Annotated in this window: 22 protein-coding genes; 12 read left to right on the top strand and 10 right to left on the bottom strand. The window is 73.0% G+C overall.

What is annotated here, in order from left to right:
• Positions 1–17 precede the first annotated feature (17 nt).
• Positions 18–512 (bottom strand): DUF3145 domain-containing protein, encoded by a 495-nt coding sequence (locus OHA17_RS27475; protein WP_053730596.1) that lies wholly within the window; start codon positions 510–512, stop codon positions 18–20.
• A 326-nt stretch (positions 513–838) separates the two neighbouring features.
• Between OHA17_RS27475 and OHA17_RS27470 the strand changes: the two genes are divergently transcribed.
• Positions 839–1732, top strand: coding sequence for an SGNH/GDSL hydrolase family protein (locus OHA17_RS27470; protein ID WP_406508789.1), 894 nt, complete (start codon positions 839–841; stop codon positions 1730–1732).
• A gap of 341 nt (positions 1733–2073) precedes the next feature.
• Here OHA17_RS27470 and OHA17_RS27465 read toward each other — a convergent pair whose 3' ends face one another.
• Positions 2074–4521 (bottom strand): glycoside hydrolase family 3 protein, encoded by a 2448-nt coding sequence (locus OHA17_RS27465; protein ID WP_406508788.1) that lies wholly within the window; start codon positions 4519–4521, stop codon positions 2074–2076.
• A 147-nt stretch (positions 4522–4668) separates the two neighbouring features.
• Here OHA17_RS27465 and OHA17_RS27460 point away from each other — a divergent pair, with 147 nt between their 5' ends.
• Positions 4669–5262 carry a TetR/AcrR family transcriptional regulator gene (locus OHA17_RS27460; RefSeq protein ID WP_406508787.1) on the top strand — a complete coding sequence of 198 codons (594 nt, stop codon included), beginning with the start codon at positions 4669–4671 and terminating at the stop codon, positions 5260–5262.
• A 118-nt stretch (positions 5263–5380) separates the two neighbouring features.
• On the top strand, positions 5381–6577 hold the full coding sequence (locus tag OHA17_RS27455; protein WP_406510827.1) for a pyroglutamyl peptidase: 1197 nt from the start codon (positions 5381–5383) through the stop codon (positions 6575–6577).
• Between the two features lie 52 nt (positions 6578–6629).
• Here the strand turns inward: OHA17_RS27455 and OHA17_RS27450 are convergent, their stop codons facing one another.
• The 3 genes from OHA17_RS27450 to OHA17_RS27440 form a co-directional block, all read right to left on the bottom strand.
• Positions 6630–8024, bottom strand: coding sequence for a PepSY-associated TM helix domain-containing protein (locus OHA17_RS27450; RefSeq protein WP_406508786.1), 1395 nt, complete (start codon positions 8022–8024; stop codon positions 6630–6632).
• 69 nt (positions 8025–8093) lie between these two features.
• Entirely contained in the window at positions 8094–8897 is an 804-nt protein-coding gene (locus OHA17_RS27445) for a hypothetical protein (protein ID WP_406508785.1), read from the bottom strand.
• A gap of 415 nt (positions 8898–9312) precedes the next feature.
• On the bottom strand, positions 9313–10167 hold the full coding sequence (locus OHA17_RS27440) for an NAD(P)-dependent oxidoreductase (protein ID WP_406508784.1): 855 nt from the start codon (positions 10165–10167) through the stop codon (positions 9313–9315).
• 58 nt (positions 10168–10225) lie between these two features.
• Here OHA17_RS27440 and OHA17_RS27435 point away from each other — a divergent pair, with 58 nt between their 5' ends.
• Complete coding sequence (locus tag OHA17_RS27435) at positions 10226–11143, top strand: LysR family transcriptional regulator (RefSeq protein ID WP_406508783.1); 918 nt, start codon at positions 10226–10228, stop codon at positions 11141–11143.
• A gap of 6 nt (positions 11144–11149) precedes the next feature.
• On the opposite strand, the gene OHA17_RS27430 is transcribed toward OHA17_RS27435, so the two are convergent.
• Positions 11150–11497, bottom strand: coding sequence for a YrdB family protein (locus OHA17_RS27430; protein WP_406508782.1), 348 nt, complete (start codon positions 11495–11497; stop codon positions 11150–11152).
• 57 nt (positions 11498–11554) lie between these two features.
• On the bottom strand, positions 11555–12409 hold the full coding sequence (locus OHA17_RS27425) for an EI24 domain-containing protein (RefSeq protein ID WP_406508781.1): 855 nt from the start codon (positions 12407–12409) through the stop codon (positions 11555–11557).
• A gap of 129 nt (positions 12410–12538) precedes the next feature.
• On the opposite strand from OHA17_RS27425, the gene OHA17_RS27420 reads away from it, so the two are divergent.
• Positions 12539–13720 carry a serine hydrolase domain-containing protein gene (locus OHA17_RS27420; protein WP_406508780.1) on the top strand — a complete coding sequence of 394 codons (1182 nt, stop codon included), beginning with the start codon at positions 12539–12541 and terminating at the stop codon, positions 13718–13720.
• A 33-nt stretch (positions 13721–13753) separates the two neighbouring features.
• Here OHA17_RS27420 and pip read toward each other — a convergent pair whose 3' ends face one another.
• The 3 genes from pip to OHA17_RS27405 form a co-directional block, all read right to left on the bottom strand.
• Positions 13754–14716 carry a prolyl aminopeptidase gene (gene pip / locus OHA17_RS27415; protein ID WP_406508779.1) on the bottom strand — a complete coding sequence of 321 codons (963 nt, stop codon included), beginning with the start codon at positions 14714–14716 and terminating at the stop codon, positions 13754–13756.
• Between the two features lie 152 nt (positions 14717–14868).
• On the bottom strand, positions 14869–15294 hold the full coding sequence (locus OHA17_RS27410; protein ID WP_053730605.1) for an organic hydroperoxide resistance protein: 426 nt from the start codon (positions 15292–15294) through the stop codon (positions 14869–14871).
• 156 nt (positions 15295–15450) lie between these two features.
• On the bottom strand, positions 15451–16479 hold the full coding sequence (locus OHA17_RS27405; protein WP_406508778.1) for an NADP-dependent oxidoreductase: 1029 nt from the start codon (positions 16477–16479) through the stop codon (positions 15451–15453).
• Between the two features lie 154 nt (positions 16480–16633).
• Here OHA17_RS27405 and OHA17_RS27400 point away from each other — a divergent pair, with 154 nt between their 5' ends.
• The 7 genes from OHA17_RS27400 (at position 16634) to OHA17_RS27370 (ending at position 25298) form a co-directional block, all read left to right on the top strand.
• Entirely contained in the window at positions 16634–17056 is a 423-nt protein-coding gene (locus OHA17_RS27400; RefSeq protein ID WP_398871468.1) for a MarR family winged helix-turn-helix transcriptional regulator, read from the top strand.
• Between the two features lie 955 nt (positions 17057–18011).
• On the top strand, positions 18012–18578 hold the full coding sequence (locus OHA17_RS27395) for a hypothetical protein (protein WP_406508777.1): 567 nt from the start codon (positions 18012–18014) through the stop codon (positions 18576–18578).
• Positions 18579–18859: 281 nt separating this feature from the next.
• The gene (locus OHA17_RS27390) at positions 18860–19897 is read left to right on the top strand and encodes a rod shape-determining protein (RefSeq protein WP_053730610.1); all 1038 of its coding nucleotides are present in this window, start codon (positions 18860–18862) and stop codon (positions 19895–19897) included.
• A gap of 57 nt (positions 19898–19954) precedes the next feature.
• Positions 19955–21532 carry a GAF domain-containing protein gene (locus OHA17_RS27385; RefSeq protein WP_406508776.1) on the top strand — a complete coding sequence of 526 codons (1578 nt, stop codon included), beginning with the start codon at positions 19955–19957 and terminating at the stop codon, positions 21530–21532.
• A 71-nt stretch (positions 21533–21603) separates the two neighbouring features.
• The gene (locus OHA17_RS27380) at positions 21604–22362 is read left to right on the top strand and encodes a LysE family transporter (RefSeq protein WP_406508775.1); all 759 of its coding nucleotides are present in this window, start codon (positions 21604–21606) and stop codon (positions 22360–22362) included.
• Between the two features lie 154 nt (positions 22363–22516).
• Entirely contained in the window at positions 22517–23929 is a 1413-nt protein-coding gene (locus OHA17_RS27375; protein ID WP_406508774.1) for an acyl-CoA synthetase, read from the top strand.
• Between the two features lie 16 nt (positions 23930–23945).
• Positions 23946–25298 carry a carboxyl transferase domain-containing protein gene (locus OHA17_RS27370; RefSeq protein ID WP_406508773.1) on the top strand — a complete coding sequence of 451 codons (1353 nt, stop codon included), beginning with the start codon at positions 23946–23948 and terminating at the stop codon, positions 25296–25298.
• Positions 25299–26062 lie beyond the last annotated feature (764 nt).

Raw genomic sequence — 26062 nt, 5'->3', positions numbered from 1 at the left:
GGTTCAGAGGGCGCGGTTCAGACGACCTGGTGCAGCCAGCGGACCGGGGCGCCCTCTCCCGCGTAGCGGAAGGGCTCCAACTCGTCGTCCCATGGCTTGCCGAGGAGCTTGGCGATCTCGGCCTCCAGGTCGGTCTCGCCCTGGACGGAACGGGCGAGAGCGGCGCGCAGCCGGTCCTCCGGGATCATGATGTCGCCGTGGATGCCGATGACGGCGTGGAAGATGCCGAGGTCGGGCGTGGCGCTGTAGCGCTCGCCCTCGGCCGTCGCGCAGGGCTCGGCCGTGACCTCGAAGCGCAAGAGGTGCCAGCCGCGCAGCGCGGAGGCGAGTTTGGAGGCGGTGCCGGGTTCGCCCCGCCAGGAGAATTCGGCTCTCCACGTGCCGGGCGATGCGGGCTGGCGGATCCAGTCGAGCTGGACGCGCACCCCCAGGACGCCGGCCACAGCCCATTCGACGTGCGGGCAGAGCGCGCGCGGGGCGGAGTGGACGTAGAGAACTCCACGTGTCGTCACCGGGACCTCCAGTGCGGTTCGAGGTTCGCCTTCCCCAGCGGCCTCGCGCCCCTGCCGTTCCCGGTCAGGACAGCACCTGACATTCTGCCCCTGGGTTCAACAGTAAACAGCATCGGGAGCTAATCTCCTGAAATGGGACAGTATGTGACGTGATGTAATTTACCGGAGACGTCTGGCGTGGTTCCTCTGGCTGGACGGGCCAAAGCTACCGCGCGGAGCTGTGCCAAGGGTGTCGTAATGTCGGTCGGAGCGCCTTCGAACACCAAGCTTTCACTCGCGAGGACGCCGCGAAAGCCGAACGACCGCCGCACGGAGGGGGACCCGGGATGCCGGACAGCCGCCGGAGCCGTCCTGCCCGCACCACGGCCGCCCTCCTCGCGGCGGCCGCCCTCGCCCTGACCGCCGGCTGCCAGTCCGGCGGCGGCCACTCCTCCGCGAGCCCGGCCGCCTCGAAGAAGCCCTCGCCGAGCCCCTCCCCCGCCTGGGACCGCAGCCCGAAGTCGGTGGCCGCGGTGGGCGACTCGATCACCCGCGGCTTCGACGCCTGCACGGTCCTCGCCGACTGCCCGGAGGTCTCCTGGGCGACCGGCAGCGACGCCCAGGTCGACTCCCTCGCGGTCCGCCTCCTGGGCGCGGCGGCCCCCGCCAACAGCTGGAACTACGCCAAAACCGGCGCCAGAATGGCCGATCTGCCGGCCCAGATGGACCGGGCCGCGGCCCAGCACCCGGGTCTGGTCACGGTGATGGCGGGAGCCAACGACGCCTGCCGCGGGGATGTGTCGGACATGACACCGGTGAACACGTTCCGCACGGAGTTCGAGACGTCCCTGCGGCGGTTGCGCGCGGTGTCGCCGAAGTCCCAGGTGTACGTGTCGAGCGTGCCCGACCTGAAACGGCTCTGGTCGACCGGGCGCGGCAGCCCGCTGGGCAAGCAGATCTGGAAGCTGGGCATCTGCCAGTCGATGCTGGCCGACGCCGACGACCTGGGCGCGGCCGCGACCGAGCGGCGCACCGAGGTGTACGACCGGGTGGTGTCGTACAACAAGGTCCTCAAGGACGTGTGCGCGAAGGACCGCGCCTGCCGTTACGACGGCGGCGCGGTCTTCGACTACGACTTCGGCGGCGACCAGCTGAGCCCCTGGGACTGGTTCCACCCGAGCAAGAACGGGCAGGGCCGCTTGGCGGAGATCGCGTACGGAAAGGTGACGGCGGCGGGCTGACCAGCGGGGTCGAAGAACCCTGGGGCTCCCGCCCCAGACCCCGGAGGCTGCCCCACCCCGCCCCTTCCCGAAACCCGCCGGGGGTGAGGAAGAGGTGGGAAGCCGGTTTCCTGGGGCTCCGCCCCAGACCCCGTTCGCGCCTGAAGGGCGCTCGTCCTCAAACGCCGGACGGGCTGAAATGCTCCGGTGCGGGCCAGGGTCGATCCCGCCAGGGGCGCGGGGAACTGCGCGAGCACCACGCACGGCCCGCGGCCGAAAACGGGGTTAGGGGCGCGGGGAACTGCGCGACCAGCCGCAGCGGGCCCGCACCCATAACTGGACCGCACCCCGCAGGGCTCCGCTCAGACCTCCAGCGTCGCGCTGAGTCGGGCATCCCCCAGGGAGTGGCAGGCCCGCACCTCGTACTGGCCCGGGACGAAGCTCCACGCCCCCGCGAGCTCGTCCCAGATCTCGAACGCCCGCCCCCGCAGGGGGATTTCGACCTCGACGGCGTCTCCGGGCGCGGCCTCCACCGAGGCGAACCCCGCCAACCAGCGGCGCGGTCGCGGCACCGCGTCGGCGACCGGCGCCAGGTAGATCTGGATGGTCTCGCGCCCGGCACGCGCACCCGTGTTGCGGACCCGGACCTTGGCGTGGGCGGGGGTCGCCTCCAGGGACTCGTACTCCCAGCTCGTGTAGCCGAGCCCGTGCCCGAAGGGGTAGGCGGGCGCCACCTCGGCCCGGTCGTAGGCGCGGTAGCCGATGAACAGGCCTTCCTCGTAAGGGAGTTGGCCCTCCGTCGGGCGGACCTCGGTGACCGGGGCGTCGGTGAGGCGGGCCGGCCAGGTGGTGGGGAGGCGGCCGCCGGGCTCCGCGTGGCCGAGCAGGACGTCGGCGAGGGCGGCGCCGCCCTCCTGGCCGGGGAACCAGCTCAGGAGCACCGCCGCGACGTCGCCCCGCCACGGGAGTTCCACCGGGGAGCCGGAGTTGACGACCACCACGGTGTTCGGGTTGGCGGCGGCAACAGCGCGCACCAGGTCGTCCTGGCGGCCGGGCAACCGCAGGTCGCGGCGGTCGAAGCCCTCGGACTCGACGCGGTCGGTGGTGGCGACCACCACCACGGCGAGCTCGGCGGCCCGCGCGGCCTCGACGGCCTCGGCGATCAGCTCGTCGGCGTCGCGCTGCGGCCCGAGGTGGGTGAGCGAGAACATCACGGCGGTGAGCGGCGCGCCGGCGGCCTTGTGCACGGTGTGCCGCAGGGACACCTCGACGGGTACGCCCTCGGTGAGGTGGGCGCGGCCGCGTTCGGCGGGGGCGCCGAAGAACGCCTCGAACGGGTCGGCTGCGTCGCTCATCGTCTGCGTGCCGTCCCACAGGAGGCGGCCGCCGACGGTGAGTGTGTAGGCGCCGATGCCCCGGGTGCCGAAGGTGTGCTCGCCGCTCTCGCGCGGGGCGAAGGTGCCGGTGACCTCGACGGAGTGCAGCGCGTCGCGGGTCACCCCGGCGGGCAGGTCGTCGCCGATCCACTGCACCTGGCCGCCCGGCAGGGACCCCGTGCCGAGGACGTTCCCGTCGGCGTCGCGGCAGACGGCGTGGAGCTCGAACCCCTGGTCCGCGGGGGCGAGTTCGTCGCTCGGGTCGGCGCCGACCGTGTACGTCAGCGCGCCCTCGGGCAGGGCCGCGGTGAGGCCGATGAGCGGGGAGACCACGCGCTCGGGGAAGACGGTCGCCGAGCCGCCGCCGAGGACGCGGGCGTCGCGGGCGGCGGCGCCGATCAGCGCCACCTTGCGGACGCGGGCCGGGTCGACGGGCAGGGTGTCGCGTTCGTTGCGTACGAGGACGAAGGCGCGGCGGGCGACCTCGCGGGCCAGCGCCTGGCCGTCGACGGCGGCGGGGAGTTCGGTGACGGCGGCGTCGACGCCGTCGAGGATGCCGACGCGCGCGGCGAGCCGCAGCACGTTGCGCACCGCGTCGTCGACGACCGCCTCGTCCACGTCGCCCTTGCGGACGGCGGCGGCCAGCGCCTCGCCGTACACGGTCTTCGGGCCCGGCATCGCGACGTCGAGCCCGCCGAGGATGTCGCCGACGGTCGAGCGGGCGGCCATCCAGTCGGAGACGATGAACCCGTCGAAGCCCCACTCGCCGCGCAGGACCTCGTTCTGGAGGTAGCGGTGCTCGGTCATCGTCACGCCGTTGACCTGGTTGTACGCGGCCATGATGCCCCAGGGGTGGGCGTTTTCGACGATGGCCTCGAAGGGGGCGAGGTAGAGCTCGCGCAGCGGGCGCGGGGCGATGACGTTGTCGACGGTGAAGCGGTCGGTCTCGGCGTCGTTGGCGACGAAGTGCTTGACGGTGGTGCCGACACCGCCGCCCTGGACGCCGCCCACGTAGCCGGAGGCGATCTCGCCGGTGAGGTAGGGGTCCTCGGAGTAGCACTCGAAGTGCCGGCCGCCGAGCGGTGAGCGGTGCAGGTTCACGGTCGGCGCGAGCAGCACGTGGACGCCCTTGCGGCGGGCCTCCTGGGCGAGCAGCGTGCCGGCCCGGCGGGCAAGGGCCGGGTCCCAGGTGGCGGCGAGCGCGGTCGGGGACGGCAGGGCGATCGAGGGATCGTCGGCGGTCCAGCGGACCCCGCGCACCCCGATCGGGCCGTCGGACATCACAAGGGAGCCGAGCCCGATCTGGGGCAGTGCGGGCAGCGACCACATGTCCTGGCCTGCGAGCAGCCGGGCCTTGGCCTCCAGATCGAGCTTGCCGAGGGCCGTCTCGACGGCCTCGCTGTAGTCGGGGGTGGAAACGGGTGCGCCTGCCACGGCCGTACCTCCTCGTAGAAGTCCGCTGGTGGGACCATGGTGACCGGTCTACCTGTAGAGCGGTAGGGTTAGTTACCTGTCCGTGATAATCGAATGCCGTACGGTCCTCTCGGAACACCGACGGACCGGCACGGAGCGGGGGCAGACATGGCGAGGACCAGGAGCGCCAGAAGCGAGGAGCGGCGCGCAGACATTCTCCGCGCCGCCCTGGAGGTCATCGCGGAACGCGGCTACCGGGGCGCCTCCCTCGGCGCGGTCGCCGAGCGCGTGGGCCTCACCCAGCAGGGCCTGCTCCACTACTTCCCCACGAAGGAGGCCCTGCTCGTCGCCGTACTGGAGGAGCGGGACCAGTGGGACACCGGCGGGCGGCGGACGTCCACCGACGGCTGGCGCCTGGAACTGCTCGCCTCCCTGGTCGAGTACAACGCGATGCGGCCCGGCGTCGTCCAGACGTTCTCGGCGCTGCTCGGCGAATCGGTGACGGACGAGCATCCGGCCCGCCCCTTCTTCACCCGCCGCTACGCGCAGGTCCGCGAGGAGATGGCGGGCGTGCTGCGCGCCGAGTTCGGCGACCGGCTGCCCGGCGGGCTCACCCCGGAGCGGGCGGCCCCGCTGCTCGTCGCGGTGATGGACGGCCTCCAGTACCAGTGGCTGCTCGACCCGGAATCGGTCGACATGGCGGCCGCCTTCCACGACTTCGTGGCACTGCTCGGGATCCCGGACGGCACTGACGGCTCATAAGTCCCTCTATCCACACCGGACTTCCGTGCGAATACTGGGCGGCGACCGGACTTCGACGGAAGGATCTGTGGTGCGACGACGTGTACGGGTGGCGGGGCTCGCCTTTGTGGGCACGGCGATGACGTTCTGTACGGTGCTCGGCCCGGCCCCCGCGCAGGCCGCGACCGCGCCCCGGCAGGCCACCGTCGAGGAGCAGCGCCTCGACGAGGCGGTGCCGAAGGAGATCCTGGCCCGCAGCGGATTCGCCGACGTGGCACCGGAGTTCACGCGGAAGCTGGCGGCCGCCCGGTCCTACGGTGCGGCCCAGCGGCTCGTCGAGCGCGAGGGGACGCGGCTGTGGAAGCGGGCGGTGGACCGGGTGCAGGGGCGCGGCCCGGCGGGCGGCGACCTGAGCCGCGACGACGACCGCCCGCTGTACTGGGCCCGGCTCGGCCTCACCCGTGAACTCCGGCTCTGGGAACCGGAGTTCGGCCTCTCGGAGGCCGACCGCGGCAAGCTCATGGACCGCCTGGAGCAGACCTCGCGCGGGCAGAGCAGCGTCGACTATCCCGACGGCAAGGGCTTCAAGAAGATCCTGCTGACCGGCTTCGACCCGTTCACGCTGGACAGCGACATCCGGATCAGCAATCCGTCGGGGGCGACCGCGCTCGCCCTGGACGGCACCTGGATCCGCACCGCCGACGGGCAGCTCGCGCGCATCGAGACCGTCACCTTCCCGGTGCGCTGGCAGGACTTCGCGGACGGTGTGGTCGAGAAGGCACTCGCGCCGGTGCTGCCGAAGGTGGACGCCTTCACGACGGTGAGCCAGGGCCGGGTCGGCCGCATCGACGTCGAGCGGTTCAACGGGGCCTGGCGGGGCGGCTTCCCGGACAACGACAACGCGTCGAGCACCGGGCAGGTCCCGGTGAGCGACCCGGCGACCCAGCCGCAGTGGACCCGGACGACCCTGCCGTACCAGGACATCGTGGCCGCGAACACCGGCCGCTTCCCGGTGTACGACCACACCGACGTCACCGAGATCCCGGCCGGCGCGACGGCCCCGGTGGACCGCCCCGACGGGCCGACCCCGGGCTCCACCGCGCGGGCCGGGGGCGGCGGCGACTACCTCTCGAACGAGATCGCCTACCGCGCCACCCTGCTCCGCGACCGCCTGGGCCTGAGCATCCCGGGCGGCCATGTGCACACCCCGGTCCTGCAGTTCGGGCCGGGCAACACCGATCCGGCGACAGGCACGGTGACGGATCCCCAGTTCGTACGCAACCGGCTGGACATCGTGGCGCAGCTGCGGGCGATCGTACGAGTGGCGGCGGAATAGCCCCCCCCCCGAAGGGCCCGCACGGATCAACTCCGGGCGGGCCCAAGGGAGTTCAGTACTGCTTCACGATCCTGCCGCGCAGGCCGAGCAGCGCGTCGACGGCCAGGAAGGCCAGCAGGCTGATCCCGAGGAGCGGCACGAACCAGCCGACCACCGCGGTCACCACCGCGAGCGGGAGCAGCACCGGCGGCGGCACCTTGCGCCAGGCGCCGCGCGGCTGCGGGCGCCCGACGCCGAGCGCCCGCCCCTTGGTGGGCCTGCGCTGCCACCACATGCGGTAGCCCCAGACGATGAGCGCCATCAGCGCCACGGCGAGGACGGCCAGGGCGAGCTGGTTGGGCAGGCCCAGGAAGACGCCCATGTGCGCGTCGATGCCGAACCGGGTCAGCTGGGCGAGGACCGGATAGTCGGAGAAGCGCAGCACGTCCATGACCTTGCCGTCGGCGGGGTCGATGGCGACCGCGTCGAGGTGCACGGGGAACTCGGTGTCGCGCTCGCGCACCACGAAGCCCTTGCCCGCACTGGGCAGGCTGATCTGGATGCTCGCCCGTACGCCCTGGTCACGGGCGGTCTCGGCGACCTGGTCCAGGGTGAGCGTGGAGGGCGCGGCGGGCGGCATGACCATGCCCTCGTGGTGCTCGTGGCCCCCGCTCATGCCTCCGGCGGTGGCCGCCGCGACGGTGGGGGTGGCGCCGCCGAGCCGGTCCTTGAGGTCGGCGATGTTCTCGCCCGCGTACCGCGACCAGGTGAGGCCGGTCGCGGAGAGCAGCACCAGGCCGACCACCGCCCACAGGCCGACCGAGCCGTGCCAGGACAGGGTGCGGCGACGGCCGGTGAGCCCGCGCTCGGGGCGAAGGAGCCTCGCCCGCCTGCGCCGCCCGACCCACAGCGCGAGTCCGCCGAAGGCGACGACCCAGAGCCAACTGGCCGCCAATTCACTGTAGTTGCGGCCGAACTCGCCGAGCTTGAGGTCGGCGTGGAAGGAGGAGAGCCAGCTGCGCAGCGGGAGCGCGCCCGAGCTTCCGGTGCTGGTGAGGGCGCCGCGTACGTCATTGGTGTACGGGTTGACGAAGACGGCGAGGGACTCGTCCTCGGCGAGGCCCGGGGTCTTCATCAGGACGCGGGTGGTGGCGCCTTCCTCGGGCGAGGGCCAGACCGCGGTCACATAGCCCTCGGGGTGGGCGGCCTTCGCGGCGGCGACCTGGGCGGTGAGCGGCTGGGTGGCCTCGCCCACAGGGACCCGCAGTTCGTGCCGGTACAGGACGTTCTCGGCCTGGAAGGACAGCGCGTAGAGCAGGCCCGTGACGGCGGCCAGGAAGAGGAGCGGGGCGATCAGGACGCCCGCGTAGAAGTGCAGCCGCAGGACGAGGGGGCGAAGTGCGCCCCAGACGGAAGGCTGTGGGGTGCTGGATGGCGCGGTTTCCCGCGATGGGGTGTCGACGGACATGAGGATCCTGAATCCTGACGATCGGCGTGGGCATGGGTGAAGGGACCCCTGGCCACGCCCCGCGCCGGATCAGGCGAGGGCGAGCCGGCCGGGGGCCGTGGCTCGGGTGACTCCCCGGGCCGGCGGACCCCGCCGGATGAAGGCGTGACTGTGCACCGCGCCGCGCAGCCTCGGGCGCGGGCGGTGGTGCGGGCGCGGCCTGCGTACGGGCCGCGACGGCGCGGGCACGCAGGTGCGTACGAGAGCGAGGGCGCGGCGCAGTGGCCGCGCGCCCAGGACACCGAGCGCGCCGACGGCCCTGGCCAGCCGGAACGCGGCGGCCTCGCCGCGCCACAGCCAGATGCCGCAGATCAGGGCGGCCAGGAGGTGCGCGGCGAGCATGCCGCCGGACATGGTGTGCGCGGCGGCGTCCATGGCCATGTCGTGCGCCTGGCCGGCGGCCCCGGCCATGGAGTCCATGCCTGCCATGCCCGCCATACCGGGCATGTCCTGCATCGCGTGGCTGTCGGGCGGGTCCGGCACGAGGTGGACGTACCGGGCGCCGCACGTCATCGTCGGCATGGGCATGGGCGCGGCCGTCGAATCCGACCCGTGCGCCGTCCCCGGCATCCCGGCCATCGGCTGGGTCTTGGCGAAGAGGACGTGCAGGGCACCCTGGGCCGCGACCTGGCCGCCCGCGATGGCGGCGACCCCGCGCTGCCGCCCGGCCGCGCACCAGGCGACCGCTCCCGTGGCGACGAAGGCGGCGAGTAGCACGGGCAGCGGAATGTCATGCCCAGACATGGACGAATGCCCCACCGCAGCCAAAGCGACGCACAACGCCGCGAACATCGCGGCCCGCAGGGTGCGCAGCGGCGACCGGGCATTCGTCATGACGGCCAGATCATGCCATTTGCGCAGGCGGGCGTGGCGATGGGGGTGCCTGGCCCGGCACCAGGCCGCGGCGCGGGCACCCCCGAGGCTGCGCCCCGACCCCCGCTCTCCCTTCGCCCGCGGACCGTACGTGGCCGCTCGCGCAGTTCCCCGCGCCCCTAAACCCGCCTGCGACCGCGGACCATACGTAGCTGCTCGCGCAGTTCCCCGCGCCCCTAGCAGCACTGGTGCCGGCGGGGTTGGCATCTTCAGCTCTTCCCCTAGCGGGATCGGTACTGGCCCGGGCGGGCATCTTCAGCCCGTGGGGGTCCCCCCTGGACGAAGTCCTTGGGGGAGTTTGAGGACGAGCGCCCTTTAGGCGCGATACGGGGTCTGGGGCGGAGCCCCAGCAGCCACCGGGCCGCACCCGGACATCTCACCCCCGGAGGGTCTCGGGAAGGGGCGGGGTGGGGGAACTACCGGCTCCGCCCCCGCCGCGGATGCGCTCGGCCGCAAGAGCGAGGTCCTGCGGCGCGAGATCAGGGTGGGCCGTGAGCCGATCGCGCACCGCCGCGAGCACCGGAAGCCGGGCCGCCGACGTCGCGAGGCCGACGTTCTTGGCGGCGAGGCCGGTGGCGAAGGCCGCGTCCGTCGCGAACGCCCGCCGCGCCGCGCCACCCAACGCGCTGCCCAGCAGGGCGTGTTCGGCGGTCGCCGCCGGGATGCCAAGCGAGTCCGCGAGGGCCAGCGCCTCGGCGACGACGACCACCCCGCCGATGACCGCCGTGTTGAGGACGAGCTTGAGCGCGGCGGCCGAGCCGAGCGCCCCGCACCGGGTGACCGTGCCGAGGTCGCCGAGCAGCTTCTCGACCCCGTCGACGTCGCCGCCCACCAAAATGCCGAGCTCGCCCGCGGCCGCCTTGCCGACGCTGCCCATCACGGGCGCGTCGAGCAACGTCACGCCGTCGGGCAGGCGGTCGGCGAGGTCGCGCACGGCGTCCGGGCCGATCGTCGACATCTCCAACCAGTGGGCACCCGGCCTGAGTTGGGGCGCCGCGCTGTCCGCGACGGCCGTCACGGCCGCCGGGTCGGCGAGCATGCTGATGACGACATCGGCCTCCCGGACGGCGTCACCGGGGGTGGCCGCGGCAACCGCCCCCAAGGCCGCCAAAACCTGGGCCTTGGCGGGCGTACGGTTCCAGACGGTCAGCGGGTGGCCCGCGGCGAGCAGCCGGGTGGCCATCGGCGTACCCATGCCGCCGAGCCCGAGAAAAGCGATCTTCGGTGTCATGGCTTCGACGCTACGAGGCGCCCTGACATGAAACAAGCGAATGTCTATCATGACTGTCATGCTCCCTACGCATAGCCTGTATGAGGTGTTCCTGCGGGTCGCCGCCGACCGGTCCCTCACCTCGGCCGCCACCGCGCTCGGCTACACGCAGTCGGCCGTCTCGCGCCAAGTCCAGTCCCTGGAGGCCGAGTTGGGGGTGGCTCTGTTCGACCGACTGCCCCGCGGCGTCCGGCTCACCGAGGCCGGGCGGGTGCTGCTTCCGCACGCCGAGGCCGTACGGGACCGGCTCGCGGCGGCCCGCGCGGAGCTCGACGCGCTGCGCACCCTGGACGGCGGGCTCCTCAGGGTCGGCGCGTTCCCGACCGCGGACGCGGCGCTCGTTCCCCGCACCCTGGCCGCGTTCCGCACACTGCATCCACGCGTCAGCGTGGCCCGCACGGAAGGCTCCTCGGGCAAGCATCTGCGCCTGCTCGCCGCCGGGGACCTCGATGTGGCCGTGGTCAGCGACACGGCGGGCCGGAACCTGGCGGGCTGCACCCTGCACCACCTGCTCGACGAGCCCATGTACGTCGCCCTGCCCGAGGGCCATCTGCTCGCGGGCAGAAGGGAGTTGAGACTCGCCGACTTGGCGGACGAGGAGTGGGTGGCCGGGTCGACGCGGCCGGAGGACACCCTGATGCGACCCGCCGCCGAGTCGGGCTTCCGGCCGCGCACCGCGTACGTCGTGCAGGACTGGATCGCCAAGCAGGGCTTCGTCGCGGCCGGTCTCGGCGTGACGCTGCTGCCCGCGCTGGCAGCGGATTCGGTACGTGCCGACATCACTCTGGTCACCATCCACCCCGACGACGTACCCCACCGGGCGATCTACGCGGCGACCCCGCGCGGCCTGGGCCAATCCCCCGCGACGGCCGCTTTCCTGGCCCAACTGAGGGAAACAGCAACGGAGTTGACGGCCAACGGCCCGCGCGGCAGGTGACGGCCGCTACTGCCGCCAGATGACGGCCAGCGTCTTGCTCACCACGGCGACCGCCGCGAACACCAGCGCCGCACCGGTACGCCCCGCGGCGGCCAGCGCGGCCGCGCCGCTGCCGAACCAGGCGAGCTCGAAGAGGACTCGTACCGTGCCGTGCGCCTTGCGTTTCGCGTCGGGCGCCCCGAACAGCGCCCACAGGACGGCGAGTACGGCCGGGGCGCCGATGCCGAGCAGGATCCGCAGCGGCCAGCCCGCGTCGCGGGCAAAACCCCAGTAGCCGGCCGCCCCGAGGACCGCCACTTCGAGGAGGAAGATCAGCAGCAGGTTGAGCGGCTTGAGGAGCCTGAGGGGCTTCATCCGGCCACGCCGGCGCATTCGGTCATGCCGCGATGCTGACCGCGACCGCCCCCGGGATCAAGGGCTTTCCGGGATGCGGACCGATCCTTGACCGGCGCCGACGCCCCTTCCGGACCCGTTCGCTTCGCCAACGCCGTCGCCGTCACCACCGGAATCGGCATCGGAATCGGCCGACTCGCCGAGCAGGTCCCGCACCATCAGCGTCGCGCCCGCGACCGCGCCCGGCATCAGGAAGACCGCGACCAGCGGGACCACGAAGGCGAGGGCGAGCGGCACGCCGAAGCCCAGGACCATCAGGCGGCGCGAGCGCAACAGGGCCAGGCGGGGCCGCAGTTCCATGCCGCGGCGCTGGAGGGCGACCGCGGTCAGCTCCTCGGCGAGGAAGAAGCCGGTGACGCAGAAGCCGATCGCCGGGATCACGCTCTGGCCGATCACCGGAACGAAGCCGAGGCCGAAGAGCAGGATGCCGTAGAGGGCGACCCTGACCAGGATGCGCAGGGAGTCGCGGGCGGAGATCCACAGTTCGCGCCAGAGCGGCAGGCCCGACTCGGGGGCCTCGCCGCCGCTCTCGGCCCGGTCGACGTCCCCGGACAGCTTCTCGTAGAAGGGCTGGCCGACGAGCAGGGTCACCGCCGTGAAGGAGATCACGGCGAGGAACAGGCCGAGCGCGAAGACGAGCGCGGCGAGGAAGCCGCGGAAGAGGCCGAGCCAGGGCGAGGACCAGCCGTCGGCGAAGGGCGTCGCCCAGTCGACGAAGTCGTCGGCACCGTAAGCGAGTCCGACCAGTGCGCCGACGTACATCACCAGGGTGATGAGGCCGGGCAGCAGCCCCACGCCCAGCGATCTGCCGTGGCCGGCGGCCCATCGCTGCCCCTTGACCAGATATCCGAAGCCCGCCCCTAGATCACGCATGACACCGACCTTATCCGGCCGCCGCGGAGCCAGATCCAGCCGCCTCAAAAATTTCTCAGCGCTGCGGGAATGCATGGCGCTAACCAATGGGTTGTGCCCGTCAACAGCAACGATCCCGGGGGGACTTCAATGTCGACCATCAGCAGCACCGACATCAGCACTACGACCGCCGCCACCGTGCAGGGCACCGTCGCCGAGGGTTACGAGGCCGTGCGCGAGGAGTTCGCGGCGTTCGTGGCCGGCGAGGCGCACGACCCGGCGGCCCAGCTCGCCGCGTACAAGAACGGCCGTCTCGTCGTGGACCTGTGGTCCGGGGGCGTCGCCGGGGACTCGCTGACCGGCGTCTTCTCCACCACCAAGGGCGCGGCCCACCTCGTGGTGGCGCTGCTCGTCCAGGACGGCGTACTCGACCTCGACCGCGAAGTCGCGTACTACTGGCCCGAGTTCGCGGCCGAGGGCAAGGGATCGGTGACCCTGCGGCAGCTCATCTCGCACCGCTCAGGCGTCATCGGCTCGGACGGCGGCTTCAGCCCCGAGGAGCTGGCTGACGACCGCGTGATCGCCGAACGGCTCGCGGGCCAGCGGCCGTTCTGGCAGCCGGGCGCGGGCCACGGCTACCACGCGCTCGCGATCGGCGCGCTCACCGGCGAGGTGGTGCGGCGGGCGACCGGCCGCTCCATCCAGGAGATCTACGAGGAGCGCGTCCGCGCCCCGTACGGCCTGGACTTCTTCCTCGGCCTGCCCGAGGCCGAGCGGTCCCGCTACCGCGACGTGCTGCCGATGCTCCCGACGCCCGAGCAGCAGGCCGTCCTGGCGGCGAGCCCGTACGGCCGCTACAACCGCCTGCCGATCGCGTTCAATACGAGCGCCGACCCGTCGTTCGACCTGGTGGGCTTCGTCAACTCGCCCGCCTCGCTCGCCAAGGGCCCCACCTCCGTGGGCGGTTCGGGCAACGCGCGTGGCATCGCCGGGATGTACGCGGCCGTCCTCGGCGAGTTCAACGGCCAGGGTCCCCTCCTGAAGCCGGACACGGTCAGCGAGTTCGCCCGCATCCACTCGCACGGCGCCGACCTGGTCCTGGGCGTGACGTCCGCCTTCGGGCTCGGCTTCGAGGCACTCGGCGTCTCCTACCCGGCGCTGGGCGCGGAGACGTTCGGGCACAGCGGCGCCGCGGGCTCCCTCGCCTTCGGCGACCCTCGCTCGGGCCTCGCCTACGGCTACACGCGGCGCCGGTTCGCCTTCCCGGGCGGCGGCGCCCCGGAGAACGTGGAGCTGTCGCGCGCGGTCTACGACGCGGCGATCGCCCAGTAGAGGGCGAATCCGGATCACTCAGTACGGGATCGCTCAGTGACGGGCGAACCTGTCGAGCGCCGCCTGGGCCGCCCCGCTCATGCCGGAGTGGCCCAGGCCGTGTCCGGCCTCGTCGATCACAAGGAGTTCGCAGCCCGGCCAGGCCGCGGCAAGTGCCCGCGCCGGGTCGGGCGGCGAGCTCAGATCCTGCCCGCCGGTGATGAGGACGGCCGGGATTCCTGTCAACTTGCGTATGCCTTCGACGAGTTGATCGTCATCCAGCCAAGCCGCGTGGCGCCAATAGTGGGTGACCAGGCGGGCGATGGTCATCCGGACGGCCGGGTCGGCGTAGCGCGAATCGCCGAAGTCGTCGACGAGTTGCGCGCCCGCCGGCTGTACGTGGGTGTCCTCCCAGCGGCACCAGTTCCGGGCGGCCTCCGCGCACACGGCCGGGTCGGGGTCGGCGAGCAGCCGGGCGTACGCGTCGACCACGCGCTCGCCCTCGCGGGGCCGGGCGGCGTCGCGGAAGGCCGCCCAGGCCTCGGGGAAGTGGACGCGGACGCCCTCGGTGATCCAGTCCACTTCGGCGCGGCTGGTCGTCACGACCGAGAAGAGGACGATCTCACTGACCCGCTCCGGGTGCGTCTGCGCGTACGCCAGGCCGAGCGTGGAGCCCCAGGAGCCGCCGAACACAAGCCACTTGGCGATGCCGAGGTGCTCGCGGAGCTGCTCCATGTCCGCGATCAGGTGGTGAGTGGTGTTGGTTTCGAGGCCGGTCGCCGCGTCGCTGACGGGCGGCGTCGAGCAGCCGCAGCCGCGCTGGTCGAAGAGGACGACGCGGTAGCGGGCCGGGTCGAAGTAGCGGCGCCAGAACGGCCCCGCGCCGGAACCGGGCCCGCCGTGCACCACGACGGCGGGCTTTCCGTCCGGGTTTCCGCAGACTTCCCAGTGGACGAGGTTGCCGTCACCGGTGTCGAGCGTGCCGTGGTCGTACGGGGCCGTCTCGGGAAAGGTCATGCGGGCCAGCATGGCAAAGGGGCCCGCCCGGCCGGAAGGTCGCGCGGGCCGCATGACGAAGGACCGCACCCGGCGGGAAGCGGGCGGGAAGGCCGGGCACGCGAAAGGACCGCGCCTGTCGGGGCGCGGTCCTTCGTTTCGCGGAGCGCTGGTTACGCGACGGCGAGGTTCACCGTGATGTTGCCGCGGGTCGCCTTGGAGTACGGGCAGACCTGGTGGGCCTTCTCGATGAGGTCCTCGGCGGTGGCGCGGTCCACGTTCGGGATGGTCGCGGTGATCTCCACGTAGATGCCGAAGCCGTCGTCGTTCTTTCCGATGCCGACGTGCGCGGTGACGGTCGAGCCGGAGATGTCGGCCTTCTCGTTGCGCGCGACGACGCCGAGGGCGCCCTGGAAGCAGGCGCTGTAGCCGGCCGCGAAGAGCTGCTCGGGGTTGGTGCCCGCGCCGCTGCCGCCCATCTCCTTCGGCGGGTTCACGACGACGTCCAGCTGGCCGTCGTCGGTGGAGACGCGGCCGTCGCGGCCGTTCTCGGCGGTGGCGACGGCGGTGTAGAGGACCTCGGACTTCTGTATGGACATGCTGGGGTGCTCCTCCTGGGTTCGCGGCCGCTCGCGCCTCACGGCCGCCGGGATGTGGAAAAACCTTATCGGATCGCGGAAACCGTGAGGCGGAGTGTGCGCTGGGTCACTCCGGGCCGCGTACCCAGCCTGCCGAGGAGCTGCCCGCCCGAGCCCTTACTTGCCGAGGGAGACGACCATCTTTCCGGTGTTCTCGCCGCGCAGCATGCCGAGGAAGGCGTCGACGCCGTTCTCGATGCCGTCGACGAAGGTCTCGTTGTGCTTGAGCTCGCCCGAGGCCAGCCAGCCGGCGACCTCGCCGACGAACTGCTGCTGCATGCCGTAGTGGTCGCCGACCAGGACGCCCTTGAGCTGCAGCCGCTTGCCGATGATCATGACCATGTTGCGCGGGCCGGGGGTGGGCTCGGTGTCGTTGTAGGCCGAGATCGCGCCGCAGATGGCGGCGCGGCCGTGCACGTTGAGCGTGGAGATGGCCGCTTCGAGGTGCTCGCCGCCGACGTTGTCGAAGTAGACGTCGATGCCGTCCGGGGCGGCCGCGCGCAGCTGCTCCAGGACCGGGCCCTTCTTGTAGTTGAAGGCGGCGTCGAAGCCGAGCTCCTCCACCAGCCACTTGACCTTCTCGTCGGAGCCGGCCGAGCCGATGACGCGCGAGGCGCCCTTGAGGCGGGCGATCTGGCCGACCTGGCTGCCGACGGCACCGGCGGCGCCGGAGACGAACACGGCGTCGCCCTCCTTGAAGGAGGCGACCTCCAGGAGACCCGCGTACGCGGTGAGGCCCGGCATGCCGAGGACGCCGAGGTAGGCGGAGAGCGGAGCGAGCCCGCCGTCGACCTTGGTGGCGTGCTTGGCGTCGAGGTCGGCGTACTCGCGCCAGCCGAGCCCGTGCAGCACGTGGTCGCCGACCGCGAACCGCTCGTCGTTGGAGGCGACGACCTCGCCGACCGCGCCGCCGTCCATCGGCCGCTCCAGCTGGAACGGCGGGACGTAGGACTTCGTGTCGTTCATGCGGCCGCGCATGTACGGGTCGACCGACATGAAGAGGTTCCGGACCAGGATCCGGCCCGGCGCGGGCGCGGCGACGGGGGTCTCGCGCAGCGCGAAGTCGGACGGCACGGGCCAGCCGTTCGGGCGGGCGACGAGGTGCCATTCACGGCTGGTGGCGGGGAGTGCGGGCGAGGTGGCCATGGGGTGCGTCCTCCTGCGAATCACATGCTGATCAATACGTCGAGTACGCCGATACGGGGGCGCAGTAGGTCGAGCGCCCCGAATACTTCAGGTACTGAAAGAACAATGCGCCCAGATATTTGAGATTGTCAAGTAACTCGGTAGGCTGAGGGGTATGGCCCCCCGAATGGATCCCCTGAGCCTCGAAGTCGTCGAGCTGATCGGCACGGTCGTCGGCCGCTACTACGAGGAGTACGAGCGGGCCGCCGCCGAGCACTCCCTCACCGGCGCGCAGGCCCGGGTCCTCGGGCTGCTCGCCCTCGAACCGATGCCGATGCGGCGGATCGCCCAGAAGCTGAAGTGCGAGCCGTCGAACATCACGGGCATCGTCGACCGCCTCGAAGCGCGCGGCCTGGTGGAGCGCCGCCCGGACCCGGCGGACCGCCGCGTCAAACTGGCCGCCCCGACGGCCGACGGCCTCACCACCGCGACCCACCTGCGCGACTCCCTGAACTTCGCGAGGGAGCCGTTGGCGGAGCTTTCGGCCGAGGAGCGGACCGTGCTGCGGGATCTGCTTCGGCGGATGCTGGGCGCTTAGCCAATCCTGGTGCGCCCTGAAGGGGCGCGGGGCTGTGACATTGTGCGGCTCCGCCGTGTGGGCGCGACCAGCCACGGACGGCCCGCAGCCGAAACACAGGCACCGGTATGCCCTGCGCAGCAGGTCAGATGCACCAGAACAGGAACGGCTTGCAGGGCTTCGGCGGAGCAGGGGCAGGGGCCGGGGGCTTCGAAGGAGGTGCGGAGGGCGCAGGGGTCCCGGGCCCACCGGGCGATGAGGGAGCAGAGGGTACGTCCCCCGAGGGCCCGGGATCGGGCGCGGCCGGGCTCGAGGGTCGAGCAGGGGCACTCTGGCGAGGCCCGGACTCCACGGGACCGGGTTCCCCGGGGCCCGCCTCCCCCGGGCCCGGCTTCCCGGAAGCCCTGCCGGAACCCCGCCCCCGGGAGGAAACCGGCTTGGCCGTGGGCCTGGACGGCACCCCCGCCGCCGAGCCGGACGGCAGCGGCTGAGGATCGGAGATCGTCTGGTCCTCCCGCACGGCGGAGGCCCGGTCGTTCCCCGGCGGCGGCTCCATCGCCATCTGCACGAACCCCACCGCCCCGGCCACGAGGACGAGCCCGGCCGAGCCGAAGAGGATCACCTTGCCCCGCTTGCGCCGGGCCCGCCGCCCCTTGCGGGCACGGCGATGGCCGGAAGGAGCGAGCACCTCCGCGCGGCGGGACGGGGCCCCGGCGTACACCAGGAGCTCGTCCTCGGGCGCGGGCGCCAGCGCCTCCACGGGGGTTCCGCATCCGGCACAGGCCAGTGCGCCGTTGAGGTGCCGTCGGCAGGAGTGGCAGTAATCCATGGCCCAGGGAGGCTATGCGGCAGCCGGGCAACAAAAGGGGCCGGAGATGTGTGGATCTTGTGCGGAAGGGCCGCCTCCGGGGCGTGGCGGCGTGACGAATCGCCATGGACCGGGGCGTTGTCAGTGGGGCCGGGCAGGATGGACGTCATGACGGAAAACGCGCCGCGGCCGTTCGGCCCGCTGGACTTCCAACTCGTGCTGCTGCGGCGGATGGCCGACCATCAGCCGGGGCTCGTCGAGGATGCCCGCCACGAGCTGGGCGCCTCGATCGCGGACATGCGCGAGGCCAACAAACGCTGGCAGGCGATGGCCCGCTCGGCCCGCTCCCGCGGCGCGCTGTCCCGCTACCGCTCGGTGCTCGGGGCGCCGGAGTCGGTCGTGCCGCGCAGGATCGGGGACCTGGACTGCGAGGCCCAGCTGTGGCCGGTGCCGCTCTGGCCGGGGCTATGGTTCGAGGTGCTGGCCGGGCCCGGCGGTGCGGTGTGGAACGAATGGCTGGTCAGAGCCCCCGGCATACCGGGTCCCGAGCTGCGCGGGGAGGACGATCTGCGGCCCTGGTCGTGCACGGTGGACGAGGTGGCGCGGGCCTTCGCCCCGGCCCGCCCGATGGAGGGCTCGGCGCCGACGCGCTGGCAGCTGGCCGTCACCCTGCCCGGCGGCGGGACACGCGTCGCGGAGTTCACCTGGGGGCTGCTGCAACGGCTCCTGCCGTGAGGTTCGCGGGCCGCCGCGAGGGCAACCCGCTCGGCCGACGGGCCGGCGGCACCACCCGCCCCGGCCGGACGACAGGCGCCGGCCGACGCCTCGGCGACCTGCCCCCGGCCAGGCACCGGCCAGGCACCGGCCAAGCTCGAAGAGAGGAGGGTTGACCTGCAGGGCGGGGGCCTTCTGGCTGGGCGTCAGTTCCCGGCTCCCCGACCGGCGCATCCCAACGCGCGCCGGTCACCGGGCGGTCGCAAAATGCGAACTAAGTACCGCTCTCGGGAGGATCTGCCGTGACCGTCAGTCTTGAGCAGTTGCGCCGTTGCCATGTAGCCGTCGACCTCGGGGCAGCCAGAACCCGTGTCTTCATCAAGGGAGCCGGGCTCGTCGTGGACGAGCCGAGCGTGGCCGCCGTCAACACCCGTACCGGCGCGCTCATCGCCGTCGGCACCTTCGCCGAACAGATGACGGGCCGCACCCCGGACTACATCCGGGTGGCCCGCCCGGTCACCGGCGGCACGGTCGTCGACGTCGAAATGGCCCAGCGCATGCTGCGTCACCTCCTCGGCGAGAAGCTGCGCCGCCAGCTGCGCCGCAAGCCGGGGCTGCGCGCCGCGGCCTGCACCCCGCACGACAGCGACCCGCTCGCCCAGCGGGCCGCGAAGGAAACCCTGATGGGGATCGGCGCCCGCCGGGTCGAGCTCGTCGACACCCTGATCGCGGCCGCCGTGGGCTGCGGGCTCCCGGTGGAGCAGCCCACCGCCACCATGATCGTCGTGTGCGGGGCCGCCACGACCCAGATCGCCGTGCTCTCGCTCGGCGCCATCGTCACGGCCGTCCGCCTCCCGGTCGGCGGCGAGGCCATCGACCACGCCGTCATCCAGCACCTGCGCCACCAGCACGAACTGATGGTGCCGAGCCAGTCCGTGCGCCCGCTCCAACTGGCCCTGAGCGACAACGGCCTCACCCCCCAGGGCCCCTCGTCCACCGAGATCCACGGCCGCGACGTCGCCACCGGCCTCGCCCGCTCGGTCCTGGTCGACACGGCCGCCGTGCGCAACGCCATCCACACCCCGCTGACCGCCGTGCTCGACGGCATCGGCAAGGTGCTGAGGGACTGCCCGCCCGACCTGGTCGCCGACCTCGCCGAGCGGGGCATCATGATGGTCGGCGGCAGCGCGCTGCTGCCCGGCCTCGACGAGATGCTGCGCGACTCCACGGGCATGCCGGTGCGCATCGCGGAACGGCCCGACGTGTGCGCGATCCTCGGCGTCGGCGCGATGCTGGAGGGCCAGATCCACCCCATGGTCCTCGACCCGCTGGCCGAGTGAGCGGCGCGACAGTCGCCCCTGCCGGGCCGGGCGGCCGCCGTGAGAGATCCTCGAAGGATGAGTGAAGCGGAGAGTCCGGACAGCACCGCGCCCCGGCTGCCGATGCTCCTGGAGGCGGTGCTCGGCGTCGGAACCGACCTCGAACTGCGCACCACGCTCCAGCACATCGTGGACACGGCGACCGAGCTGACCGACGCCCGGTACGGGGCGCTCGGAGTGGTCGACCCCGAGCGCGGCCTGCTCACCGAGCTGTACACCACCGGGCTCACCGACGCCGAACGCGAACGCATCGGCGCGCTGCCCGACGGCTGCACCGGGCTGCTCGGCGCCCTCATCCAGGACCCGCAGCCCCTGCGCCTCGCCGACCGGCACACCGACCCCCGCTCGGCCGGTCTGCCACCGGGCCACCCGCCGATGACCTCGTTCCTCGGCGTACCCCTGCGGGTGCACAACCAGGTCTTCGGCAACCTCTACCTCACCGAGAAGCGCGGCGGCCCCTTCACCGAGGAGGACCTGGCGCTCCTTCGGGTCCTCGCCGCACAGGCGGGCATCGCCATCGGCAACACACGCCTTTACGAGACCGTACGGCTGCGGGAGCGCTGGATCGAGGGCGCCGCCGCCGTCACCACCTCCCTGCTCACCGGCGAGACCGCGGCCAACGCGCTGATGACGGTGGCCGAGCGGGCCAGGCTGCTCGCGGACGCGGCGGCCGGGGTGGTGCTCCAGCCCACCGCGGCCGGCGGCATGGAGATCGTCGCCGCCTCCGCGCCGGACGACCCCGACGACATCGTCGGCACGACGATCGAGCCCGGCTCGCCGGTCCTGGTCCAACTCCTGGGCGGGGAGCCGGTGTTCCTGGAGGACTCGGCGACCGACCCGCGGATGACCACGCACGTACGCACCCGGTTCGGGCCGAGCATGATGCTGCCGCTGCAGAGCGGCGGCAAGCTGATCGGCACGCTCGCGCTGCCCCGACGGCGCGGCGACCGCCCCTACACGGCGGTCGACCGGCTGCTCGCCGCCCAGTTCGCCTCGCAGGCGGCCCTCGCGCTCGTCCTGGCCGACGCCCAGCACAACCGCGAGCAGCTCGCGGTGTACGAGGACCGCGACCGGATCGCCCGCGACCTCCACGACCTCGTCGTACAGCGCCTGTTCGCGACCGAGATGATGCTGGAGTCGACGCGGCGCCGGGCCGAGAAGGCCGCGGCCGACGACACCGACGAGATGCTGACCCGGGCCGTCGACGAGCTCGACTCGACGATCCAGGAGGTCCGCACCGCGATCTTCGCCCTCCAGCAGCCGCCCGCCGACGCCCCGACGACCCTGCGCGGCCGGGTCCTGCGCGAGACGGCCGGCGCGGGCGCGCTGCTCGGCTTCCGGCCCTCGGTGCGCTTCGAGGGCGCGGTCGACACACTGGTCGCCGAGCCGGTGGACACCCAGCTGATCGCGGCCCTGCGCGGCGCGCTGGCGGCGGCGCACCGCCGGGCCGGGGTGTCGTCGGTACGCGTCGTCGTGGACGCGGGCGCCGAACTCCCCGACGGGCGGCCCGGGGTGCGCCTGACCGTCATCGACAACGGCATGCGCGACGACGGAATCCGCGGCACGACCCTGACCTGGCAGGCCCCGCTGCACTAGGGGGTGTCCGCCGGGCCCGCGCGCGGAAAATCGGCTGCGTACGGCGCGCACGGCACCCCACAGTGACTGCCATGACCAATCTCTGGACGACAGCGATGGCGGGCGCGGCGGCGGGCCTCGGGGTGGCCGTGCCGGTGGGCGCGGTCGGCGTGCTGCTGATCCAGGAGGGGATGCGCGAGCGCCGGGGCGCGATGGCCGCGGCGGCGGCCGTAGCCACGGTCGACCTCGCCTACGCGGCGCTGGCCACCGCGCTCGGCTCCCTGGTCGCCGAGGCACTGTCCGGCGTGGAGGCGTGGGTGCGCCTTGTGTCGGCGCTGGTCCTTGCCGGGATCGCGGCGCGGGGGCTGTGGGGGGCTCGGGGGGCGAGGCACGAGCGGGCTACTGCGGACTCGGCGGTGCGTGCGGGACCGGCCGAGCCGGCGGGCCCGGCGGCGAGAGGGCATGCCAGGACGGAAGGGCATGTCGGGGCGGGAGGACATGCCGGGGCGGAAAGGCACGCCGGAGCAGAAGGACATGCGAACTCGGCGAGCAAGGACGGCCCGGCCCGCGCCTTCGCCCGTTTCGCCGCGCTCACCCTCATCAACCCCACCACCGCCCTCTGCTTCGCCGCCCTGACCACCGCCCGCGGCGCCTCCCTCAGCGGCGGCGCCGCGGGCACGGCATTCGTCACCGGGGTCTTCGTGGCCTCGCTGCTCTGGCAGCAGTTCCTGGTGGCGGCGAGCGGGTTCGCCGGGGCCCGGATCTCCCCGGCCGCCCGAGCCTGGACGTTCCGCGCCGGGTACGGACTGGTCGTGCTGTACGCGGTGAAGGTCGCGCTCCCACTGCCCTGAGCCCCCTCGGGCGACGACCCGCTCCAGCGGAACGCGGGGACCCGTACGGCAGGATGCGGATCATGCGTCCGGACGGCGCCGCGTAGGGTCGACGACCTGGGACCCGGCACGGTTCGGGCCCCGCCCGCGCCGTCGAGATCGAGGAGTCCCGTACGTGTCCCCTCTCTTCCCCTCCCTGTACGCCGCCGAGCCCCGGGAGGCGATCCGCTTCGGCGAGCTGTCGCTGACCCACGCCGAACTGGCCGGCGCGGCAGGCTCCCTGGCCCGCCGGCTCGCGGACGCCGGACGGGTCGCGGTCTGGGCGACGCCGACCCCGCAGACGGTGGTCGGCGTGGTGGCGGCGCTCGTCGCGGGCGTCCCCGTGGTGCCGCTGAACCCGAAGACGGGCGAACGCGAGCTGGCCCACATCGTGGGCGACAGCGAGCCGACGGTGGTACTGGCCTCGCAGGACGATCAACTCCCGCCGACGCTGGCCGAGTTGACGAGGATCGACGTACCACTGACCGGCACAGACCTGGATCTGCCCGCCGAACCCGCCGACGAATCGGCCGCGCTGATCGTGTACACCTCCGGGACGACCGGCCCGCCGAAGGGCGCGGTGCTGCCGAGGCGCGCGCTCGCGGCGACGCTGGACGCGCTGCAGGGCGCCTGGGGCTGGACGGCCGACGACGTGCTGGTGCACGGGCTGCCGCTGTTCCACGTCCACGGGTTGATCCTGGGCATCCTCGGCCCGCTGCGCCGCGGCGGCTCGGTGCGCCACCTCGGCCGGTTCTCGGTGGAGGGCGTGACGCGGGAGCTGGCGGCGGGCGCGACGATGCTGTTCGGGGTGCCGACGATGTACCACCGGATCGCCGAAGTAGTGAGCCAGGACCGGGAGTTGGCGAAGGCGCTGGCGGGCGCCCGCCTACTGGTGTCCGGCTCCGCGGCGCTCCCCGCACCCGACCATCGCCGCATCGCCGAGGCGACGGGCCGGGCGGTGATCGAGCGGTACGGGATGACCGAGACCCTCATGCTGTGCGCCGCGCGGGCGGACGGCGGGGCCCGCCCCGGCACGGTCGGCGTGCCGCTGCCCGGCGTCGACCTGCGCCTCGCGGACGAGGCCGACGGCATCGGCGAGATCCAGGTGCGCGGCCCGAACCTGTTCAGCGGCTACCTGAACCGCCCGGACGCGACGGCCGCCGCGTTCACCGAGGACGGCTGGTTCCGCACCGGCGACATGGCGAGCCTGGACGCGGACGGCCAGGTGCGGATCGTCGGCCGCAAGGCCACCGACCTCATCAAGAGCGGCGGCTACAAGATCGGCGCGGGCGAGATCGAGAACGCGCTGCTGGACCACCCGGGCGTCCGCGAGGCCGCGGTGACGGGCGAGCCGGACCCGGACCTGGGCGAGCGCATCGTGGCATGGGTGGTCCCGACGGACCCCCAATCCCCGCCGAACGAGGCCGAGTTGGCGAACCACGTGGCGACGCAACTGGCCCCCCACAAGCGCCCCCGCGTGGTGCACTACCTCCCCGAGCTCCCCCGCAACGACATGGGGAAGATCATGAAGCGAGCCCTGCATGCCTGAGCCGATGCCTGAGCGGATGTCTGAGCGAATGACGGCGAGGCAGGCGATCGCGACGGTGGCGAGCGATTTCGAGGAACTAGAGGAACCATTCGTGGAACTGGGGGTCCCCGACCGGGACTTCCCGGAGGACGGCCCCCTCGCATGGTCGGGTTACGGGGCTTCACGGGCGCGTGCGACGGAACGTACGGGCGAGACGGAATCGGTGCTCTGCGGCGTGGCGAACGTCGGGGGACGGCCATGCGTGTTGCTCTCCTTCGAGTTCGGCTTCCTGGGCGGGTCGCTGGGGCAGCGGACGGGTGACCGTCTGGAGGCGGCGTACGAGACGGCGCGGGAGCGGCGGCTTCCGCTGGTCTCGCTGATCGCCACGGGCGGCAGCCGCATGCAGGAGGGCATGCTGGCACTGACCCAACTCCAGCGCGTGGCAAGGCAGTCGGCGCTGCTGAGGGAGGCGGGGCTGCCTCAGATCGCGGTGTTGCGCGACCCGACGACGGGCGGCGGCTGGGCCACGCTGGGCGCGGGCGCGGATGTGATCCTGGCCCTGCCGGGCGCCCAGATCGGCTTCGCGGGCTCCCGGGTGCGCCCGGCGGACGCGGACCCGGCGGCGTACGGAGCAGAGGGCCAACTGGCGGCGGGCCAGATCGACGCGATCGTACGGAAGGAGGAGCTGCGGGGCGTGCTGGCCGGCTGGCTGACCCTGCTGGGCGGGGCGGGCCGGTCCGAACCGGCCCCGGTGCCGGCCCCCTTCGGGAAGTCGGGCCTCCCGGCGGACGGCTGGGAGGCGGTGACCCGCGCCCGCGCGACGGGCCGGCCGAGGGCCGAGTCCTACCTGGACGCGTACTTCCCGCACCGACAGGCCCTGTCGGGCGACAGGTGCGGTGGCGTGGACCCGGGAATGCTGTGCGGGTTCGGCCTGCACGCGGGGATCCCTTACGCGTACGCGGCCCAGACCGGCACCGCGACCACCCCGGCGGGCTACCGCACGGCGGCCCGCCTCATCCGCCTGGCCGACCGCCTGGGCATCCCGGTCCTGACCCTGGTGGACACCCCGGGCGCGGCGAACGACGCGGCGGCGGAACGCGCGGGCCAGGGCGCCGCGATCGCCAACGCCTTCGCGGCCCTGGCCTCCGCGAGGGTGCCGGTGACCACCCTGGTCATCGGCGAGGGCGGCTCGGGCGGAGCCCTGGCCCTGACGTCCCCGGACCGCACGTGGGTGACGGCGGACAGCTACTTCTCCGTGATCGCCCCGGAACTGGCGGCGGCGATTTTGAAGCGGCCCGAATCGGAGGTACGCAGCACCGCCTCCCAACTCCGGTTGCGCCCACAGGATTTGGTGGAGCTTGGGGTGGCGAGGGGGGTACTGGGCGAGTAGCCCTTCCTCCGGCCCCTTCCCTGCTGTGACACTCTGCGGCTCCGCCGCGTGGCTCCGGGGGCGTGGGGTCACCTGCGGCCCGGCACCCGATGCCGGGGGCTCCGCCCTCCCCAGCCCCCGCTCCTCAAACGCCGGAGGGGCTGGCCGCCGGGGACCGCGAGGTGCGAGCGCCCGCAACTCGCGGTCCCCGGCGCCCCTGACCACGCCGCCCAGCCTCGGACGGCGGACGACTGCCCACGAAGTCCCCCGCGCCCCCAACCCGCCTTCGACCTCGGACCGTACGGGATTGCTCACGCAGTTCCCGGCGCCCCCAACCCTGCGATCCGGCCCCGGGCTGTGGGCGGCTAGTGGCGCAGTTCCACACCCCGAACCCTCCTTCGACCTCGGACCGTACGGGGCTGGTCGCGCAGTTCCCCGCGCCCCTGGCTGGGTCGCCCTTGGCAGGGTGCCCCGTCAGCCCGACCGTCAGCCTGCGCGCTGCCCATTCGGCCATCCCCAGCCCGTCATGGGGGTCCCCCCTGGCCCTTAAGGCCTTGGGGGAGTTTGAGGACGAGCGCCCTTCAGGCGCGACCATGGTCTGGGGCAGAGCCCCAGGCGCAACCACCGGGCCGCACCCGGCCCACCCACCCCCGGCGGGTTTCGGGAAGGGGTGGGGTGGGGCACACCGGGGTCTGGGGCGGAGCCCCAGGGCTCAGCTCATCGAACCCCCTGCACGGGTGGGTGGGCGTACTCCCCGGGGGTCCGAGGGGCGGAGCCCCCGAAAG

Origin of the sequence: Streptomyces sp. NBC_00212, from assembly GCF_045206365.1 — a bacterium.
In the GTDB taxonomy this organism is placed as follows: Bacteria; Actinomycetota; Actinomycetes; order Streptomycetales; family Streptomycetaceae; genus Streptomyces.
Note: the sequence above shows the minus strand (reverse complement) of the source record. Positions and strands in the feature narration are given on the sequence as shown.